The sequence below is a fragment of the Sphingomonas liriopis genome (genome assembly GCF_024211255.1).
GTDB classification, from domain to species: domain Bacteria; phylum Pseudomonadota; class Alphaproteobacteria; order Sphingomonadales; family Sphingomonadaceae; genus Sphingomonas; species Sphingomonas liriopis.
The window spans coordinates 1-18,680 of the sequence record NZ_JAMLDY010000003.1 but is presented as its reverse complement, the minus strand read 5'-3'; the positions used below and the strand labels follow the sequence as shown (position 1 = coordinate 18,680).

Annotated in this window: 12 protein-coding genes; 5 read left to right on the top strand and 7 right to left on the bottom strand. The window is 67.0% G+C overall.

Going from position 1 to position 18,680, the window contains the following annotated elements; translation table 11 throughout:
• The first annotated feature begins 7 nt into the window (after positions 1 to 7).
• Complete coding sequence (locus M9979_RS02630; RefSeq protein WP_254287789.1) at positions 8 to 790, top strand: metallophosphoesterase family protein; 783 nt, start codon at positions 8 to 10, stop codon at positions 788 to 790.
• Here M9979_RS02630 and M9979_RS02625 read toward each other — a convergent pair.
• The 5 genes from M9979_RS02625 to rpoB form a co-directional block, all read right to left on the bottom strand.
• Entirely contained in the window at positions 756 to 1,529 is a 774-nt protein-coding gene (locus M9979_RS02625) for a hypothetical protein (protein ID WP_254287788.1), read from the bottom strand. The genes M9979_RS02630 and M9979_RS02625 overlap by 35 nt on opposite strands.
• Positions 1,526 to 1,738 (bottom strand): helix-turn-helix domain-containing protein, encoded by a 213-nt coding sequence (locus M9979_RS02620; protein WP_254287787.1) that lies wholly within the window; start codon positions 1,736 to 1,738, stop codon positions 1,526 to 1,528. The genes M9979_RS02625 and M9979_RS02620 overlap by 4 nt, the downstream gene beginning before the upstream one ends.
• The gene (locus tag M9979_RS02615; protein ID WP_254287786.1) at positions 1,738 to 2,262 is read right to left on the bottom strand and encodes a DUF2975 domain-containing protein; all 525 of its coding nucleotides are present in this window, start codon (positions 2,260 to 2,262) and stop codon (positions 1,738 to 1,740) included. Before M9979_RS02615 ends, M9979_RS02620 begins: the two co-directional genes overlap by 1 nt.
• A gap of 357 nt (positions 2,263 to 2,619) precedes the next feature.
• Positions 2,620 to 6,909: a DNA-directed RNA polymerase subunit beta' gene (gene rpoC, locus M9979_RS02610; RefSeq protein WP_254287785.1), complete on the bottom strand. Its 4,290-nt coding sequence runs from the start codon at positions 6,907 to 6,909 to the stop codon at positions 2,620 to 2,622.
• Positions 6,910 to 7,109: 200 nt separating this feature from the next.
• Positions 7,110 to 11,264, bottom strand: coding sequence for a DNA-directed RNA polymerase subunit beta (rpoB, locus tag M9979_RS02605; RefSeq protein WP_254287784.1), 4,155 nt, complete (start codon positions 11,262 to 11,264; stop codon positions 7,110 to 7,112).
• Positions 11,265 to 11,644: 380 nt separating this feature from the next.
• On the opposite strand from rpoB, the gene M9979_RS02600 reads away from it, so the two are divergent.
• Positions 11,645 to 12,766 carry a hypothetical protein gene (locus M9979_RS02600; RefSeq protein WP_254287993.1) on the top strand — a complete coding sequence of 374 codons (1,122 nt, stop codon included), beginning with the start codon at positions 11,645 to 11,647 and terminating at the stop codon, positions 12,764 to 12,766.
• A gap of 281 nt (positions 12,767 to 13,047) precedes the next feature.
• On the opposite strand, the gene rplL is transcribed toward M9979_RS02600, so the two are convergent.
• Positions 13,048 to 13,422, bottom strand: a complete 375-nt coding sequence (gene rplL, locus M9979_RS02595; protein WP_254287783.1) for a 50S ribosomal protein L7/L12 — start codon at positions 13,420 to 13,422, stop codon at positions 13,048 to 13,050.
• A gap of 75 nt (positions 13,423 to 13,497) precedes the next feature.
• On the bottom strand, positions 13,498 to 14,013 hold the full coding sequence (gene rplJ / locus M9979_RS02590; protein WP_254287782.1) for a 50S ribosomal protein L10: 516 nt from the start codon (positions 14,011 to 14,013) through the stop codon (positions 13,498 to 13,500).
• Between the two features lie 627 nt (positions 14,014 to 14,640).
• Here rplJ and M9979_RS02585 point away from each other — a divergent pair.
• From M9979_RS02585 to M9979_RS02575, 3 genes are all read left to right on the top strand, one after another.
• The gene (locus tag M9979_RS02585; RefSeq protein WP_254287781.1) at positions 14,641 to 17,115 is read left to right on the top strand and encodes a PhoX family protein; all 2,475 of its coding nucleotides are present in this window, start codon (positions 14,641 to 14,643) and stop codon (positions 17,113 to 17,115) included.
• 205 nt (positions 17,116 to 17,320) lie between these two features.
• Entirely contained in the window at positions 17,321 to 17,773 is a 453-nt protein-coding gene (locus M9979_RS02580) for a hypothetical protein (RefSeq protein WP_254287780.1), read from the top strand.
• A gap of 205 nt (positions 17,774 to 17,978) precedes the next feature.
• On the top strand, positions 17,979 to 18,389 hold the full coding sequence (locus M9979_RS02575) for a Rossmann-fold NAD(P)-binding domain-containing protein (RefSeq protein WP_254287779.1): 411 nt from the start codon (positions 17,979 to 17,981) through the stop codon (positions 18,387 to 18,389).
• Positions 18,390 to 18,680: the final 291 nt, after the last annotated feature.

Here is an 18,680-nt window from a genome sequence, read left to right as displayed (position 1 = left end):
CGCCGGCATGATACGGTTGTTCCACGTCAGCGACGTGCATTTCGGAGCGGAGGACCCGGCGGCGATCGCTTGGTTCGGGGAACGCGTCGCGGCGGAGGCGCCCGACGCGGTCGTCATGACCGGCGACCTGACGATGCGCGCGACGCGCCGCGAGTTCCAGCGCGGCGGCGACTGGCTGCGCAGCCTGGGCGTGCCGGTGACGCTGGAGGTCGGCAACCACGACATCCCTTATTACTGGGACCCGTTCCGTCGCCTGTTCGCGCCGTACCAGCGCTATGCCGCGATCGAGAAGATGATCGAGCGCGAGCTCGATCTGCCCGACGTCACCATCGTGCCGCTCAAGACGATCGCGCGCGCGCAATGGCGGTGGAACTGGTCGAAGGGGCGGGTGAGCCGCGGCTCGCTACGCCGCGCGCTGGCGATGATCGATGCTGCGCCCAAGGGGAACCTGATCCTCGTCGCCGCGCACCATCCGCTGATCGATGGCGGCGCGAAGGGAACGGGGCGCACCCGCCACGGCGACAGCGCACTGACCGCGCTGGCGGAGGCGGGGGCGCATGCGGTGCTGTCGGGGCATGTCCACGATCCCTTCGACCTGCCGGTCGAGCGCAACGGGCGGACGGTGCGGATGATCGGCGCGGGCACATTGTCCAAGCGCACCCGCCATTCGCCGCCCGCCTTCAACGAGATCCGTATCGTGGACGGCAGGTTCGAGACGATCGCGCGGACGATGGGGAAGGAACCCCAACAGGTCATCAGCGCGGATACGGAGCATCCGCGCGTGCGGTGACGGGGGCGGCGTCCTGCCGGTCGCGGCGGGCGGCGACGCGGACGTAGATCGCCGGGATGATCGCGATCAGCAGGCCGACGACCACGGCGTCCAGTACCAGCATCGGCCAGAGCAGCGGCGTCGCCCGGCCGATCGCCCAGGTGCCGAGGAACTGATGCGCGGCACCGATCGGCATCCGTCCGATGAAGAACAGCGCGAGCGCGCGGACATAGCCGCTGCCGATCCGCCGTGCCGAGTGCCACGGGGTACGCACCGGGCCGTCGGTGGCTGCGGAGACGATCCACAGCATCAGCAGCGGCTCGACCGCGATCTGGATCAGCCCGACGGTGCCGCGGAAAGCGGTGACCCGCTCCGCCGGCACGAGCGCGCGGGCGTAGAAGATCAGCGCGAAGATGGTCAGCGCATAGGCGATATAGGGGAGGTAGCGGACCATCGTGCCCCAGCGCGGCGTCATCACGCCTCTGGCGCTGCCGTTCACGAGGAAGCGGATCGCGAAGAAGCCGCCGACATAGACGAGGATCATCTTCACCCAGCCGAGCGCCATACGCGACGGATCGAGCGACACCGCCTTGGCGATTTCCTTGCTGTCGAAGAAGCCGATGCGATATTCGACGACGTGCTGCGCGAACTCCCATGCGATGATCGCGCCGAACAGCAGCGGCAGGCCCGCGACGACGCGCGCGCCGTCGGCATAGGCGCCGAACAGATCGGCAAGGAACCGGCGAATGGCCCGCATCATAACGTCTCCTGATCGAAGCTGAGGATGTCGCCCGGCTGGCAGGCGAGCGCGGTGCAGATCGCCTCCAGCGTCGAAAAGCGGATCGCCTTGGCCTTGCCGGTCTTGAGGATCGACAGGTTGGCGAGCGTGATGTCGACGCGCTCGCTGAGCTCGGTCAGCGTCATGCGGCGCGCGTGGAGCACATCGTCGAGATGGACGCGGACGGGCATCAGACGGTGCCGTCCAGATCGGCCTGCAGCGCCGCGCCGCGCTCGAACACCTGTGCCAGCACGAAGGCGATCAGCACCGCGATCCAGCCGGTGAAGCTCGGCTGCCATGGCAGGAACTCGATGTGGAGCATGCCGGCGACCGCGGTGACGCCGCCGAGTGCGAGATCGGCGAACTGGACGACGAGCAGCATCCAGCCGATCGTGCGCAGCCGCGCGGCGTTGGTGCCGACGAACGGTTCGCCGTCCTGCACGGTACGCAGCATCGCACGCAGCGCCGCCAGCAGCCGCTCGATCGCATAGCCGACCGGCAGCGACAACAGCATCGTCACCTGCATGAAAGCGATGACGGCGCCCGGATCAACGCTGTGATGGTATTTGCGCAGCAGCGCGGCCTCGACCCATTCGGCGCCGGGGAGCGTGGCGATCAGCGCCGCGACGAACAGGAACACCGCGGCGGCATTGGCGATGCGGAATGCCTGCACCACCAGGATGGAGGCTTTGAGCAGCCGATCGGAGCGGGTCATGCGTGGTCCTCCCATGGGTGGGAGATGTATAGAATTATTGATAAACGGCAAGTGATTCGTTGTTATTCGATATTGTCGCGCAACCTTCGTCATCCCCGCGAAGGCGGGGATCCATAATCACGAAGGGTCATGGGTCCCATGAACGTCGAGGACTATGGATCCCCGCCTTCGCGGGGATGACGAGGGGAGGGGGCAGGAAGACGGGCGACTTGGCATGGGATGACTAGTGAGGTGGCGGGAATGACGAGGGAGCCGGGAGCGACCATCGCCGCGCCGCCTCCGCCCAACGAAAAACCGCCGCCCGGTGACCCGGACGGCGGCTCTTCATCTCATCGGGCCTGAACCCGAACCGGAGGATCACTCCTGGTTCAGATACTCGCCCGCGGCCTCGTCGCTGCCGTCGCCCGAGGGGACGACCTCGGCGAGCGGGTCGGAACCCGTGCCGGTGTCCTCGCGCTTCGAGCGCTGCTCCTCGGCGGCGCGGAGTTCCGCGGCCGAGGCGGGGGCGACGATCGCCGCCGCCAGCGAACGCTGCTGCGCGCGCAGCGCCGCATCGCGGCTGGAGGCCGCGACGCGCAGGCGGTTCATGCCCGCGCCGGTGCCCGCCGGGATCAGGCGGCCGACGATGACGTTCTCCTTCAGGCCCATCAGCGTGTCCTGCTTGCCCTGGACCGCTGCCTCGGTGAGGACGCGGGTGGTCTCCTGGAACGACGCCGCCGAGATGAAGCTGCGGGTCTGCAGCGACGCCTTGGTGATGCCGAGCAGGACGGGCTTGCCGTGCGCAGGCTGCTGGTTCTTCTCCAGCTTCTCGTTGGTCGCGTCCATCTCCTCGCGATCGACCTGTTCGCCCTTCAGCAGCGTGGTGTCGCCGCCGTCGGTGATCTCGACCTTCTGCAGCATCTGACGAACGATCGTCTCGATGTGCTTGTCGTTGATCTTCACGCCCTGCAGTCGATAGACTTCCTGAATTTCGCTGACGAGATATTCGGCCAGCGGCTCGATCCCCATCGTTTCCAGAATGTCGTGCGGGTTGGGCGAACCGCCGATCAGGTTGTCGCCACGCTTGACGTAGTCGCCTTCCTGAACGTCGATCACCTTCGACTTCGGCACCAGATACTCGACGACGTCGCCGCCGTCCTCGGGCTGGATGCCGATCTTGCGCTTCGCCTTATAGTCCTTGCCGAACACGACCCGGCCGGAAACCTTGGCGATGATCGCCGCTTCCTTGGGGATGCGCGCTTCGAACAGTTCGGCGACGCGCGGCAGACCGCCGGTGATGTCGCGGGTCTTGGCGGACTCGCGGCTGACGCGGGCGAGAACGTCGCCGGCCTGGACCTGCGCATTGTCGTCCACCGACAGCACCGCGCCGGTCGTCAGCATGTAGCGGGCCGCCTCGCCGTCCTCGGTCGTGGTGAGGGTCAGGCGCGGACGCAGATCCTCCTTCGACTTGGTCGAGGTGCGATATTCGATGACGACGCGCTGGGCGATACCGGTCGCTTCGTCGGTCTGCTCGGTGAGCGTCTTGCCCTCGGTCAGATCGACGTACTTCACGATACCCGAGTTTTCCGTGATCACCGGCATGGTGAACGGGTCCCATTCGGCCATGCGATCGCCCTTCGACAGCATATGGCCGTCGTCGAACATCACATAGGCGCCGTAGGGGATGCGGTGCGTCGAGAGTTCGCGGCCGTCCATGTCGACGATCGCGATCTCGCCCGAACGCGACAGCACCACGCGGCGGCCACGCTGGTCGACGATCAGGCGCAGGTCGCGGAACTCGGCGGTGCCGTCGACCGGCGCCTCCAGGTTCGACTGCTCGTTGAGCTGCGCCGCGCCACCGATGTGGAACGTGCGCATCGTCAGCTGCGTACCCGGCTCGCCGATCGACTGCGCGGCGATGACGCCGACCGCCTCGCCGATGTTGACCGGCGTACCGCGGGCGAGGTCACGCCCGTAGCACTTGCCGCAGACGCCGATCTTGCTCTCGCAGACCAGCGGCGAGCGGATCTTCATTCCCTGGATGCCCAGGCCCTCGATCTGCGCGATCATCGGCTCGTCGAGCAGCGTGCCCGTCGGGATGATGACCTTGCCGGTCTTGGCGTCGACCACGTCCTCTGCCGTCGTGCGGCCGAGGATACGCTCGCCGAGGCTGGCGATCGTCGAACCGCCCTGCACGATCGCCTTCATCTCCAGCGCGCGCTCGGTGCCGCAATCCTCTTCGACGATGACGCAGTCCTGCGACACGTCGACGAGACGGCGGGTGAGATACCCCGAGTTCGCCGTCTTCAACGCGGTGTCCGCAAGACCCTTACGAGCACCATGGGTCGAGTTGAAATATTCGAGGACGGTCAGGCCTTCCTTGAAGTTCGAGATGATCGGCGTCTCGATGATCTCGCCCGACGGCTTGGCCATCAGGCCGCGCATGCCGGCGAGCTGCTTGATCTGTGCCTGCGAACCGCGGGCACCCGAGTGGGCCATCATGTAGATCGAGTTGATGTCCTTCTCGCGGCCCTTGTTGGGACCGTCCTCGTAATGACGGACAGCCTTGATCTCGTTCATCATCGAGTTCGCGACCTGGTCGCCGCAACGGCTCCAGGCGTCGATCACCTTGTTGTACTTCTCCTGCTGCGTGATCAGGCCGTCCTGATACTGCTGCTCGAAGTCCTTCACCTGATCACGCGTCTCGTCGACCAGCACGTCCTTGTCGGGCGCGATGATCATGTCGTCCTTGCCGAACGAGATGCCGGCGCGGAAGGCGTGACGGAAGCCCAGTGCCATGATCGCGTCGGCGAACAGCACGGTCTCCTTCTGGCCGGTGTGACGATAGACCTCGTCGATCACGTCGCCCACGTCCTTCTTGGTGAGGAGGCGGTTGACGGTCTCGAACGGGACCTTCGACGACTTCGGCAGCGTCTCGCCGAGCAGCATGCGGCCCGGCGTCGTCTCGTAGCGCTTGAGGTACTGCTTGCCCGCCTCATCGGTCTGCGGAACGCGGCTGATGATCTTGGTGTGCAGCGTCACCGCCTTGGCTTCGAGCGCCTGATGCACTTCCGCCATGTCGCCGAGCAGCATGCCTTCGCCCGGCTCGCCTTCCTTGAGCATCGACAGATAATAGAGGCCCAGCACCATGTCCTGCGACGGCACGATGATCGGCTTGCCGTTCGCAGGGCTCAGGATGTTGTTGGTCGACATCATCAGGACGCGCGCTTCCAGCTGCGCCTCGAGGCTCAGCGGGACGTGCACGGCCATCTGGTCGCCGTCGAAGTCGGCGTTGAACGCCGAGCAGACCAGCGGGTGGAGCTGGATCGCCTTGCCCTCGATCAGCACCGGCTCGAACGCCTGGATGCCGAGGCGGTGGAGCGTCGGGGCGCGGTTGAGCATCACGGGATGCTCGCGGATCACCTCGTCCAGGATGTCCCAGACCTCCTTGCGCTCCTTCTCGACCCACTTCTTCGCCTGCTTCAGGGTCATGCTGAGGCCCTTGGCGTCGAGGCGCGCGTAGATGAACGGCTTGAACAGCTCGAGCGCCATCTTCTTCGGCAGGCCGCACTGGTGCAGCTTGAGTTCCGGCCCGGTCACGATGACCGAACGGCCCGAATAGTCGACGCGCTTGCCGAGCAAATTCTGGCGGAAGCGGCCCTGCTTGCCCTTCAGCATGTCGGACAGCGACTTCAGCGGACGCTTGTTGGCGCCGGTGATCGTGCGGCCACGACGACCGTTGTCGAACAGCGCGTCGACCGCTTCCTGCAGCATGCGCTTTTCGTTGCGGACGATGATGTCCGGCGCGCGCAGCTCCATCAGCCGCTTCAGGCGGTTGTTGCGGTTGATGACGCGGCGATACAGGTCGTTGAGATCCGACGTCGCGAAGCGGCCACCGTCGAGCGGCACCAGCGGGCGCAGCTCGGGCGGGATGACCGGCACGACTTCGAGGATCATCCATTCGGGACGGTTGCCCGATTCCAGGAAGCTCTCGACGACCTTCAGGCGCTTGATGATCTTCTTGGGCTTCAGTTCCGACTTGGTCGTCGCCAGCTCTTCGAGCAGCGCGACCTTCTCGCCTTCGAGATCGAGGCTTTCGAGCATGATGCGCACGGCCTCGGCGCCGATCCCGGCCGAGAACGCGTCCTCACCATATTGGTCCTGCGCCTCGAGGAGCTCGTCCTCGGTCATCAGCTGGAACTTCTCGAGCGGGGTCAGGCCCGGCTCGATGACGATATACGCCTCGAAGTACAGCACGCGCTCCAGCTGCTTCAGCTGCATGTCGAGCAGCAGGCCGATGCGGCTCGGCAGCGACTTCAGGAACCAGATGTGCGCGACCGGGGCGGCGAGCTCGATATGGCCCATCCGCTCGCGGCGGACCTTCGACACGGTGACCTCGACGCCGCACTTCTCGCAGACGATGCCCTTGTACTTCATGCGCTTGTACTTGCCGCACAGGCACTCGTAATCCTTGATCGGACCGAAGATGCGCGCGCAGAACAGGCCGTCACGCTCGGGCTTGAACGTGCGATAGTTGATCGTCTCGGGCTTCTTGATCTCGCCGAACGACCACGAACGGATCTTGTCGGGCGATGCGATGCCGATCTGAATCTGGTCGAAAGTCTCGGGCTTGGCGATCGGGTTCGCGAAGTTGGTCAGTTCGTTCATGGGGATGAACCTCTTTCAAATCTTTCTCCTCTCCCGCTGGGAGAGGAAGGGGCCCGCTCGGCGAAGCCGAGTGGGAAGGTGAGGGCGAGTGACGGATCACCCTCACCCTTCCGCGGCCTTCGGCCGCTCCCTCCCTCTCCCAGGGAACCCATCAAAGTAATACTTTGATGGGAACCCTTTGGGAGAGGGAGAGTGGTGGCTTACTCCGCGGCGATCGCGATGCCGCCCTCGTCGTCCACGTCCTGCATGGTCTTGAGGTCGACGTTGAGGCCGAGGCTGCGCATTTCCTTGACGAGCACGTTGAAGCTCTCGGGGATGCCGGCCTCGAACGTGTCGTCGCCCTTGACGATCGCCTCGTAGACCTTGGTGCGGCCGACGACGTCGTCGGACTTCACCGTCAGCATTTCCTGCAAGGTGTAGGCGGCGCCATAGGCCTGCAAGGCCCAGACCTCCATCTCGCCGAAGCGCTGGCCGCCGAACTGCGCCTTGCCGCCCAGCGGCTGCTGGGTGACCAACGAATACGGCCCGATCGAACGCGCGTGGATCTTGTCATCCACGAGGTGGTGCAGCTTGAGCATGTAGATAATGCCCACCGTCACCTTGCGGTCGAACTTGTCGCCGGTGCGTCCGTCGAACAGCTCCGACTGGCCCGACGTGTCGAGACCCGCCAGCTCCAGCATCGCCGACACGTCGGCTTCGCGCGCGCCGTCGAACACGGGGGTGCCCATCGGGATGCCGGTGCGGATGTTGTGCACCAGCTCGACGATCTCCTCGGGCTCGCGGCTCTGGATGTCCTCGGCATAATGATCGCCATAGACCTCGACGAGGCGCGCCTTGACCGCGTCGGGCATTTCGCCCGCCTTGGCGTCCGGATTGGCCTCGCGCCAGTCCTCGAGCGCGCTTGCGACCTGCATGCCCAGATTGCGGGCGGCCCAGCCGAGATGCGTTTCGAAGATCTGCCCGACGTTCATGCGGCTTGGCACGCCCAGCGGGTTGAGCACCAGATCGACCGGCGTCCCGTCGGCGAGGAACGGCATGTCCTCCTGCGGCAGGATGCGACTGATGACGCCCTTGTTGCCGTGACGGCCGGCCATCTTGTCGCCGGGCTGCAGCTTGCGCTTCACCGCGACGAAGACCTTGACCATCTTGAGCACGCCCGGCGGCAGCTCGTCGCCCCGCTCCAGCTTCTCGCGACGGTCGTGGAACTTGTCCGTGATCCGCTTGGCGGCCTCGTCATACTGCTGCTTGACGGCTTCCAGATCGCCCTGGACCTTGTCGTCGGCAACCGCGAACTTCCACCATTCGTGGCGGTCGACGCTGTCGAGCAGGTCCATGTCGATCGTCGCGCCCTTCTTCAGGCCCTTCGGCACCGCCGTGGCGACCTGATCGAGCAGCATCTCGCGCAGACGCGACCAGGTCGCGCGGTTGAGGATGGTGCGCTCGTCGTCCGAATCCTTCTTCAGCCGCTCGATCTCCTCGCGCTCGATCGCCATCGCGCGCTCGTCCTTGTCGATGCCGTGGCGATTGAAGACGCGGACGTCGACGATCGTGCCGGCAACGCCCGGCGGCAGACGCAGCGAGGTGTCGCGCACGTCGCTGGCCTTCTCGCCGAAGATCGCGCGGAGCAGCTTTTCTTCCGGCGTCATCGGGCTTTCGCCCTTCGGCGTGATCTTGCCGACGAGGATGTCGCCCGGCTCGACCTCGGCACCAACGTATACGATGCCCGCCTCGTCGAGGTTGCGCAGGGCTTCCTCGCCGACGTTGGGAATGTCGCGCGTGATGTCCTCCGGCCCGAGCTTCGTGTCGCGGGCCATCACCTCGAACTCGTCGATGTGGATCGACGTGAACACGTCGTCCTTAACGATCCGCTCGCTGATGAGGATCGAGTCTTCGTAATTGTAGCCGTTCCAGGGCATGAACGCGACGAGCGCGTTGCGGCCCAGCGCCAGCTCGCCGAACTCGGTCGACGGGCCGTCGGCGATGACGTCGCCCGCGTTGACCACGTCGCCCACCTTCACCAGCGGACGCTGGTTGATGCAGGTCGACTGGTTCGACCGCTGGAACTTCATCAGCGTGTAGATGTCGACGCCCGACTTGGCCGAATCGACCTCACCGGTGGCGCGCACGACGATGCGGCTGGCGTCGACCTGGTCGACGATGCCGGCACGCTTGGCCGAGATCGCCGCGCCCGAATCGCGCGCGACCGTCTCTTCCATGCCGGTGCCGACGAACGGCGCCTCGGCGCGGACCAGCGGCACCGCCTGACGCTGCATGTTCGAACCCATCAGCGCGCGGTTGGCGTCGTCGTTCTCCAGGAACGGGATGAGCGACGCGGCGACCGACACCAGCTGCTTCGGGCTGACGTCCATCAGCGTGATGTTGTCGGGCAGCGCCATCAGGAACTCGCCCGCCTGACGCGACGACACCAGCTCCTCCGCGAAGCCGCCGTCTGCGGTCAGCTCGGCCGACGCCTGCGCGATCGTGTGCTTGGCCTCTTCCATCGCCGACAGATAGACGACGTCGTCGGTGACCTTGTGGTCGACGACCTTGCGGTACGGCGTCTCGATGAAGCCGTACTTGTTGACCCGGCTGAACGACGCCAGCGAGTTGATGAGACCGATGTTCGGGCCTTCCGGCGTCTCGATCGGGCAGATGCGGCCGTAGTGGGTCGGGTGGACGTCGCGGACTTCGAAGCCAGCCCTTTCCCGAGTAAGTCCGCCCGGCCCGAGCGCCGACACGCGACGCTTGTGCGTCACTTCGGACAGCGGGTTGGTCTGATCCATGAACTGCGACAGCTGCGACGAGCCGAAGAACTCGCGCACCGCGGCCACCGCGGGCTTGGCGTTGATGAGGTCGTTCGGCATGACCGTCGACACGTCGACACTCGACATGCGTTCCTTCACGGCGCGTTCCATGCGCAGCAAGCCGACGCGATACTGGTTCTCCAGCAGCTCGCCCACCGACCGCACGCGGCGGTTTCCGAGGTTGTCGATGTCGTCGATCTCGCCCTTGCCGTCCTTCAGGCCGACCAGCGTCTTGATGACCGCGAGGATGTCCTCGCTGCGCAGCGTCGTCACCGTATCCTCGGCATCGAGGTCGAGGCGCATGTTCAGCTTGACGCGGCCGACGGCCGACAGGTCGTAGCGGTCGGGATCGAAGAACAGGCCGGCGAACAGCGCCTCCGCCGTCTCCAGCGTCGGCGGCTCGCCGGGGCGCATGACGCGATAGATGTCGCTGAGGGCCTGCTCGCGCTCTTCGGCCTTGTCGGCCTTCAGCGTGTTGCGGATCCAGGCGCCGGTCGAGACGTGGTCGATGTCGAGCAGCTCGATCGTGTCGATGCCCGCCTTGTCGAGCGCCTCGAGGTTGTCAGGCCCGATTTCGTCACCGGCCTCGACGTAGATCTCGCCCGTCGTCTCGTTGATGAGGTCGTACGCCGAGTAACGGCCGAAGATCTCCTCGGTCGGGATCAGCAGCTGGGTGAGGCCGTCCTTCGCTGCCTTGTTCGCGGCGCGCGGGCTGATCTTCTGCTGCGCGGCGAACACGACTTCGCCCGACGAGGCATCGACGATGTCGAACAGCGGCTTGACGCCGCGCCAGTTCTCCGCGGCGAACGGGATGATCCAGCCGCCCTGACCGCGGACATAGGTCACGCGGTTGTAGAAATAGTTGAGGATGTCCTCGCTCGTCATGCCCAGCGCGTAGAGCAGCGCCGTCACCGGCAGCTTGCGCTTGCGGTCGATGCGGACGTTGACGATGTCCTTGGCGTCGAACTCGAAGTCGAGCCACGAGCCGCGATACGGGATGACGCGCGCGGCGAAGAGATACTTGCCCGAGGCATGCGTCTTGCCGCGGTCGTGGTCGAAGAGGACGCCCGGCGACCGGTGCATCTGGCTGACGATGACGCGCTCGGTGCCGTTGATGAAGAAGGTGCCGTTCTCGGTCATGAGCGGCATGTCGCCCATGTAGACGTCCTGCTCCTTGATATCGATGACCGACTTGGCCTCGGTATCGGGATCGACCTCGAACGCGGTCAGGCGCAGCGTGACGCGCATCGGCGCGGCATAGGTGATGCCCCGCTGGCGGCATTCCTCGACGTCGAACTTCGGCGGCTCGAGCACGTAATCGTCGAAGTCGAGATAGGCGGTGCCGGCGAAATCCTGGATCGGGAAGACGCTACGCAGCGTCTTTTCGAGGCCCGACACGTGGCCGGTGCTCTTGTCCGAGCGCAGGAACTGCTCGTAGCTCTCGCGCTGAACCTCGATCAGGTTCGGCATCTGGATGACTTCGTGGATGTCCCCGAAGATCTTGCGGATGCGCCGCTTGGCGGTGCTGCCCTGGATCGCCTTGGTGGCCATGATCGTTATCTGCCCTCAGTCGCGGCTGGCGTCAGCCGAATGTCGTGCCCGGGAACCCCCGGAGCGGGACGCGAGAAGCGACGCAAAAAAGCCGATCGCAACCTTCGTGCGTCGGCCTTGAGCGTCTATGAAACCGCAGCCCCCTATTCGTACGATGCGCTGCGCGACGGCGCATCATGTCCCGAAAGCTGTGGTGAGGCGCCGATATAGGACAGCCGTCGCTTCCTGTCAAAGGGGCAGGCGCCAGCCCCGCTCCAACAGCGATTGCGCCCGCCGCCCGCTTCGCCCCGCCGCCGCGACGGGGCGGTTCGTCGCAGCGCGGGTGGCGGTCGTAGACGGTTCACGCAGGAGCGCGCAAGGCTTTCCGGGTGAGAACAAGGTTGACGAACATATCGCCGCGCGCGCGGTTCGGCGCGGTCGCGCTTTTGCTGGCCGGCACCGCGACGCTGCCCGCCGCCGCCCAGACGGGCAATACGACGGTGCCGCAGACGCTGCCGGGGCTCGACAACTTTAGCCTGCCGTCGTCGCGGCCGACGCCCGTGCCGACACCGACGCCGGTGCCCGTCATAGTGCCGACCGCGACGCCGACCCCTGCGGCCAGCGCGACTCCGCGGCCACGGGCGACGCCGACCCCGCAGGCAACCCCGACCCCACGGGCGACGCCGACGCCGGTCGAAACGGCCACACCGGCGCCGAGCCCGACCGCGACCACCACTCCCGTCGCTACGCCGACCCTCGCGCCGGCACCGGTCGTGACGCCGACACCGGCACCGACAGCGGTATCGACCACGCCATCGGCGGATAACGGATGGGGAGACGGCTGGACGATCGGCGCGGTGCTCGTCGCGATCGCCGGCGGCGCGGGGCTGTGGTGGTGGCGTCGCCGCCGTCCGGACGAAACGGACGATCGCGAAGAGCCGGTGCCGGTCGCCGCCGTCCCGCGTCCGGTGCCCGCGCCCGCGCCGCCAGTGTTGCCCGATCCCGCGCCGGTCGTCGGCGAGCGGGGGCGGTTGACGCTGGCGCTGTCGCCGCGGCGGGCCGGCCTGAACCTGCTCAGCGCGACGGTGGAGGCGGAACTGCTGGTCCGCAACGATGGGTCGGCGCCCGCCGCCGCGATCCGCATCGGTGCGGCGCTGATCGGCGCCGCGGCGGGGCAGGGGGGCGATGTCGCGCCGCTGTTCGCGCAACCGGTCGTGCGCCCGGCGACGCCGCCGTTCGCGCTCGCGCCCGGCGAGGAACGCCGCGTCCGCCTCGTCGTCGCGCTGCCGCGTACCGACATCGCGCCGCTCGCCGCCGGTGGCCGGGCGATGTTCGTGCCGGTCGTCGCGGTCAACGCGCTCTACGAAGTGGGCACGGACGTTCCGGGCCAGAGCGCCGCGGCGTTCGCGGTGGGCGTCGAGCGCGTCGACAGCGCCAAGCTCGCGCCCTTCTGGCTCGACCAGCCGGCGCGGATGCACGAGCAACTCGGCGTGCGGCCGTATGGGACGGCGATCGAGCGCTAGGCAGGGCCATCGCGCGCACCCTCACCCTTCGCCGCCTTCGGCGTCTTTTCCCTCTCCCGACGGGAGAGGGAGGGAGCGCCGCAGGCGTGGAAGGGTGAGGGTGACGTGAGTTGCGTAGGTCTCGCGCACGAAAAAGGGCGGCTTCCCTCGCGGGGAGCCGCCCTTTCTCTTGTCGCTTGAACCGGGCCGGTCATGGGCGAAGCCCATGACGTCGGACGCGGCTTATGGCCGCGCCGGCCGGCCTTGGATCGGGGCCGCGCAAGCGGGCCCGATCCTGCGGCTTACTTCAGCTCGACGGTCGCGCCGGCTTCTTCGAGCTGCTTCTTGACCTTCTCGGCCTCGTCCTTGTTCACGCCTTCCTTGACGGCCTTCGGCGCGCCCTCGACGAGAGCCTTCGCTTCGGTCAGGCCCAGGCCGGTGATCGCGCGGACTTCCTTGATGACGTTGATCTTCTTGCCACCGTCGCCGGTCAGGATCACGTCGAACTCGGTCTTCTCTTCGGCGGCCGGCGCAGCGGCGCCACCGGCTGCCGGGGCAGCGGCGACGGCAGCGGCGGCCGAAACGCCCCACTTCTCTTCGAGCAGCTTCGACAGCTCGGCGGCTTCGAGGACGGTCAGTTCGCTCAGGCTCTCAACGAGCGCGTTCAGGTCTGCCATGGTACTTCCTTCATATGTCGGGGCAGGCGCCCCACAGTGTCAGTTGAAATTCGCTTGTCCAAGCGCGCCTGAAGGTCAGGCGGCTTCCTTCTCGGCGTAGGCCGACAGCACGCGCGCGATCTGCGCCGCGGGAGCCTGGGTGATGGTCGCGAGCTTCGTGGCGGGAGCCACGATGAGGCCGACGATCTTCGCCCGGAGTTCATCCAGCGAGGGCAGGGTGGCGAGCGCTTGCACGCCGGCGACGTCGAGAGCGGTCGCACCCATCGCACCGCCCACGATTTCGAACTTGTCGTTCGTCTTCGCGAATTCGACCGCAACCTTCGCTGCGGCGACCGGGTCGATCGAGGTGGCGAGGCCGACCGGACCGGTGAGCATGTCGCCCACAGAGCCGTAATCGGTGCCATCGAGTGCGATCTTGGCAAGCTTGTTCTTCGAGACCTTGTAGGTCGCGCCGGCGTCCCGCATCGCGTTGCGCAGTCGGGTCGACTGGGCAACCGTCATTCCGTTGTTGCGGGTAACGACTACCACGCCGACTTCGGAAAAGGTGCGATTCAACTCGGCAACGGCCGCGGCCTTTTGAGCACGATCCATGCCATTCTCCACGTTTAGGGCACCCATCAAAGTAATACTTTGATGGGACCCGGATGAACATGGCGCGTAAACGCCGTGTCCGGTTACAAACCGGAGGGGAAAACCCCGCCGGGGTTGTCCATCGATGGGGAAGGCACCCGTGAAGGGCGGCAGACTGGCGCGCTGACGCGAACCGATCGTTCGAATTCCTGTCCCCGTCTCGGCAGGACATTAAGCCGGGGCGAATCCCGCGGCACCTGCTGTCTCGGACGGATGCACGGCGGGCGGACCCGCCGGCAAGGGCGCGCTCATAGCGGAACGGGGGGTGGAGTCAATGGCGGGCGGTGGCGGGTGATGCGGAGTACGCCACCGCCTCACATACTCCGTCACCCCGGACTTGTTCCGGGGTCCACTCTGCGGCGAGGCGCAAGGTTGGAGGCACGAGCGCGACGCTTGCGGCCCGGTGGACCCCGGAACAAGTCCGGGGTGACGGATATATTGGGGAAAGCGCAGCACCCCCCAACGCCCGACTTCATTCCGTCATGCGGCTTTCATCCCCCCGTCACTCCGCTGCAACCCCGCTGCCGCTTTTCCCCGCCAAAGCCGGCGCATCGCGGCGCGGTAGCCGCCTACCCGGGGGGAACACGCATGACGATCCAGAGCCTGTCCACGATCGGCTACGACGATGGCGACATCGACACCAACACCAGCGGCAATCCGCACATCGGCGACCTGATCGCGTCGCGCTATTCGCGGCGGCAGACGCTGCGCGGCGGGTTGTCGGCGATGACCGCGGCGGTGTTCGGGGGCGCGATGCTGACGGCTTGCGACAAGGACGATACGCGCCGCGCCGCCACCGTCACCGCGGGTGGCGCGGTCACCACCTCGACCGGCAAGACCGTGACGCTCAACGGCACCGTGACGGGCGCCGCCGCCAGCGCGACCGTGTGGACGCAGACCAGCGGCCCGATAGTCAGCCTCGCCAATGCCGCCACCACCACGGCCAGCTTCACCGCGCCTGCGGTGACCGCCTCGACCGTGCTCGGCTTCCAGTTCACCAGCACCTCGACCGACGGCCTCCGCTCGGTCGCCGACACGACCGTCACCGTCACCCCCGCGACGCTCGACTTCACCGCGGTGCCCAAGAGCCTCGCCGACGTCGTCGCCGTGCCGTCGGGTTATCAGGTGACCGTGCTGTACCGGCTCGGCGATCCGATCAACGGCACCGTCGGCGCCTTCGCCAACGACGGCACCGACACGACCTATTCGGCGCGTGCCGGCGACCACCACGACGGCATGAGCTATTTCGGCCTCGCCGCCAGCGGCAACGCGCCCGACGCCGGCAACAGCAGCCGGGGGCTATTGGTGCTCAACCACGAGAACATCACCCAGGCCTATCTCCACCCGAACGGCGCGACGAGCAGCGGCGGCGTCCGCCCGACTGCCGAGGTGCTGAAGGAAATGGAATGCCACGGCGTCAGCGTGATCGAGATCACGCGCGGCACCGGCAGCTGGAGCTACGTCGCTACCGGCAGCCTCAACCGCCGCATCACGCCGTTCACGCCGACCAGCTTCTCGGGGCCGGTCGCGGGCAGTTCGCTGCTGTTCACCGCCTATTCGCCGACCGGCGTCGCCGGGCGCGGCACGATCAACAACTGCGCCAACGGCACGATGCCGTGGAACACGTATCTGACCAACGAAGAGAATTGGGCGGGCTATTTCCGCCGCGACACCGGCGACAACGCGCGCCGCACCGCCGCGGTCGGCGCCAAGTCGACCGTCGCCTTCGCCCGCTACGGCCTAAGCGAGCGCACCGGCAATTACGGCTGGACGACGGCCGCCGCGCCGGCCGCCGGGGACACGCGCATCGCCAAGTTCAACGCGACGATCGATCCGACCAAGGCGGCGAACGGCATCGAGGATTTCCGTAACGAACCCAACCAGTACGGCTGGGTGGTCGAGATCGACCCGTTCGACGCCGCCTCGGTCCCGCGCAAGCGCACCGCGCTCGGCCGCATGAACCATGAAGGCTGCGTCGTCGGCCGCACGGTTCCCGGCGTCCGTCCTGCCTTCTACATGGGCGACGACGCGCAGAACGAGTACGTCTACAAGTTCGTCTCGTCGGCGACCTGGGCGGCGGCGGATGCGACCGCGACCAACCGCCTCGCGATCGGCGACAAATATCTCGACACCGGAACGCTCTATGTCGCGAAGCTCGACGCCGACGGCAGCGGCCAGTGGCTGCCATTGGTGTTCGGGCAGGGGCCGCTGGCCGCGAGCAACGCGACCTATGCCTTCGCCAGCCAGGCCGACGTGCTGACGCATGCGCGGCTCGCCGGCGACGCGCTCGGCGCGACCAGGATGGACCGCCCCGAATGGACCGCGGTCAATCCGGTCAACGGCGAAATGTACCTGACGCTGACCAACAATGCGTCGCGCACCGTCGCCACCACCGACGCCGCCAACCCGCGCGCCTATACCGATCCCAAGACCACCGGCGGCGCCACCAACGGCAATGCCAACGGCCACATCATCCGCTTCCGCGAGACCGGCGACAGCAGCGAATCGCTGACCTTCACCTGGGACATCTACGCCTTCGGCGCGGGCAGCGACCTCAACCCCGCCAACATCAACCTGTCGAATCTCGACGCGACCAACGACTTCTCCTCGCCCGACGGCTTGTGGTTCGCGCGGCCGAGCAACGTCGCGGGGCAGGGGACGCCGCTGATGTGGATCGAGACCGACGACGGCGCTTACACCGACGTCACCAACTGCATGCTGCTCGCGGCGATCCCGGGCAGCGTCGGCGACGGGGCCGCGCGTACGATCACCAACAGCCTGGGCGGCGCCACCGCCAGCCAGACGACGCGGATCGGCAAGGCGCCGGGCACGACGCTCAAACGCTTCCTCGTGGGGCCCAAGGAATGCGAGATCACCGGCATCGATTCGACGCCGGACGGCCGCGCGATCTTCGTCAACATCCAGCATCCCGGCGAGAATGGCAGCCCCGCCAGCATCACCAGCAACTGGCCGCAGAGCCAGGCGACGGGCACCGGCAGCGGCCGTCCGCGCTCGGCGACGATCGTCATCACCAAGACGGACGGCGGCATCGTCGGCCTGTAACCGTCGGTCGATGCACGCGAGTGCCGGCGGTGAGGGCCGCCGGCATTCGCGTGCACGGCGACCGGTCAAGATCGGTCAATTACCGACTCTTAACGTTGATCGGGCAGGACGGTGGAATGAAGCCTCCGGTCCTCCTGCCAGCGTGTCCGTACCGCTCATGGTGAAGCAGCGCGAGCCGCGGCGAAAGGTGCTGGTGAGGGCCCGCATGCGGTCGGGCGCGGACTGGGGCGACGTGCTGATCCACAACATGTCGTCGCGCGGACTGCTGGCGACCGCGGACACCGAACAGCCGACGGGCACGATCATCGAGATCCGCCGCATCCACCATATCATCGTCGGCCGGGTGGTGTGGCAGAAGGGCCCCTATTTCGGCGTCCGGACGCAGGACCGCATCGATATCGACGGCGTCGTGTCCGCCAAGCCGCCGGCGCACAAGCCGGGCAGCGAACCCGGCGCGACCGGGCCGGATCGGCGCGGCGAACGGCGCGTCGTCCCGATCGCCGAGCGCGAGGCGCGCAGTCGCCGTTTCGCCGCCCGTTTCCAGTTCGTGGTAATGGCCCTTGTCCTGGGGGGAAGCGCGGTGTTCGTGGCGGAAGGCGTATTCGGCCTGTTGTCGCGGCCGTTCGCGACGATCGGCGCCAAGCTGGACGGCAACTGACGGAACCCGCACCGGCTCGCCGCATTGCAGCGGATATTCCTCCCTGCAAGGCTGTCGATCATGGCGCTTCCCGATTCGCCGGTATGGTTCGTCACCGGCTGTTCCACCGGCTTCGGCCGCGACCTCGCCCGGCCGGTCCGGCAGCGCGGCTGGCGCGTGGTCGTTACCGCGCGCGATGCGGATCGTGTCACCGATCTGGTCGAGGGTGCGCAGGATCACGCGCTGGCGCTGGCGAAAGCATGCGGTCGAGGGCTGGTCGGACGCGCTCGCCGCCGAGGTCGGGCCGCTCGGCATCGCGGTGACCTGCGTCGAGCCGGGGCCGTTCCGCACCGACTGGGCAGGGCGTTCGCTCCAGCAGACGCCGGTGCGGATCACCGACTATGCCGAGACGGCGGGGAAGCGGCTGGCGAGTACGAAGGGCTACAGCGGCAAACAGCCCGGCGATCCGGTGCGCGCGGGCGAGGCGATCATCGCGGTGACGCAGGAGCCCAACCCGCCCCGGCATCTGGTGCTGGGGAAGTTCGGGTTCGAGACGGTCACCGCCAAGCTCAAGGAGCGGCTGGCGGAGATCGAGGGCCGGCGGGAGCAATCGCTGGGGGCGGATTTTTCGGGATAGGGGGGTGTCTCGCTCCCTCGTCACCCCGGACTTGTTCCGGGGTCCACCGTGCGGCGAGCGTAACGGCAATAGGTTCGAGCTATGCGCGCAAGGAGGGGTGGACCCCGGAACAAGTCCGGGGTGACGGCGGAATGGGAGGTCGGCGCGACCCACCGCTCCACCGTTCGTCCTCGTCTTAGTGGAATGACGTAGAGTTGGTTTGCCGCGTAGGATGCGGAGCCGGGGTGGGGGTGGCCACCCCCACCCCGGCGGCCGGCTGTCGGATCGGGTTCGTCCGGTTCCCTGGGGAAC

What these genes read in the sequence shown, in the direction of transcription:
- M9979_RS02630 (WP_254287789.1), top strand. Translation starts at nt 8, where the DNA reads ATGATACGGTTGTTCCACGTCAGCGACGTGCATTTCGGAGCGGAGGAC.
- M9979_RS02625 (WP_254287788.1), bottom strand. Translation starts at nt 1,529, where the DNA reads ATGATGCGGGCCATTCGCCGGTTCCTTGCCGATCTGTTCGGCGCCTAT.
- M9979_RS02620 (WP_254287787.1), bottom strand. Translation starts at nt 1,738, where the DNA reads ATGCCCGTCCGCGTCCATCTCGACGATGTGCTCCACGCGCGCCGCATG.
- M9979_RS02615 (WP_254287786.1), bottom strand. Translation starts at nt 2,262, where the DNA reads ATGACCCGCTCCGATCGGCTGCTCAAAGCCTCCATCCTGGTGGTGCAG.
- rpoC (WP_254287785.1), bottom strand. Translation starts at nt 6,909, where the DNA reads ATGAACGAACTGACCAACTTCGCGAACCCGATCGCCAAGCCCGAGACT.
- rpoB (WP_254287784.1), bottom strand. Translation starts at nt 11,264, where the DNA reads ATGGCCACCAAGGCGATCCAGGGCAGCACCGCCAAGCGGCGCATCCGC.
- rplL (WP_254287783.1), bottom strand. Translation starts at nt 13,422, where the DNA reads ATGGCAGACCTGAACGCGCTCGTTGAGAGCCTGAGCGAACTGACCGTC.
- rplJ (WP_254287782.1), bottom strand. Translation starts at nt 14,013, where the DNA reads ATGGATCGTGCTCAAAAGGCCGCGGCCGTTGCCGAGTTGAATCGCACC.
- M9979_RS02585 (WP_254287781.1), top strand. Translation starts at nt 14,641, where the DNA reads ATGACGATCCAGAGCCTGTCCACGATCGGCTACGACGATGGCGACATC.
- M9979_RS02580 (WP_254287780.1), top strand. Translation starts at nt 17,321, where the DNA reads ATGCGGTCGGGCGCGGACTGGGGCGACGTGCTGATCCACAACATGTCG.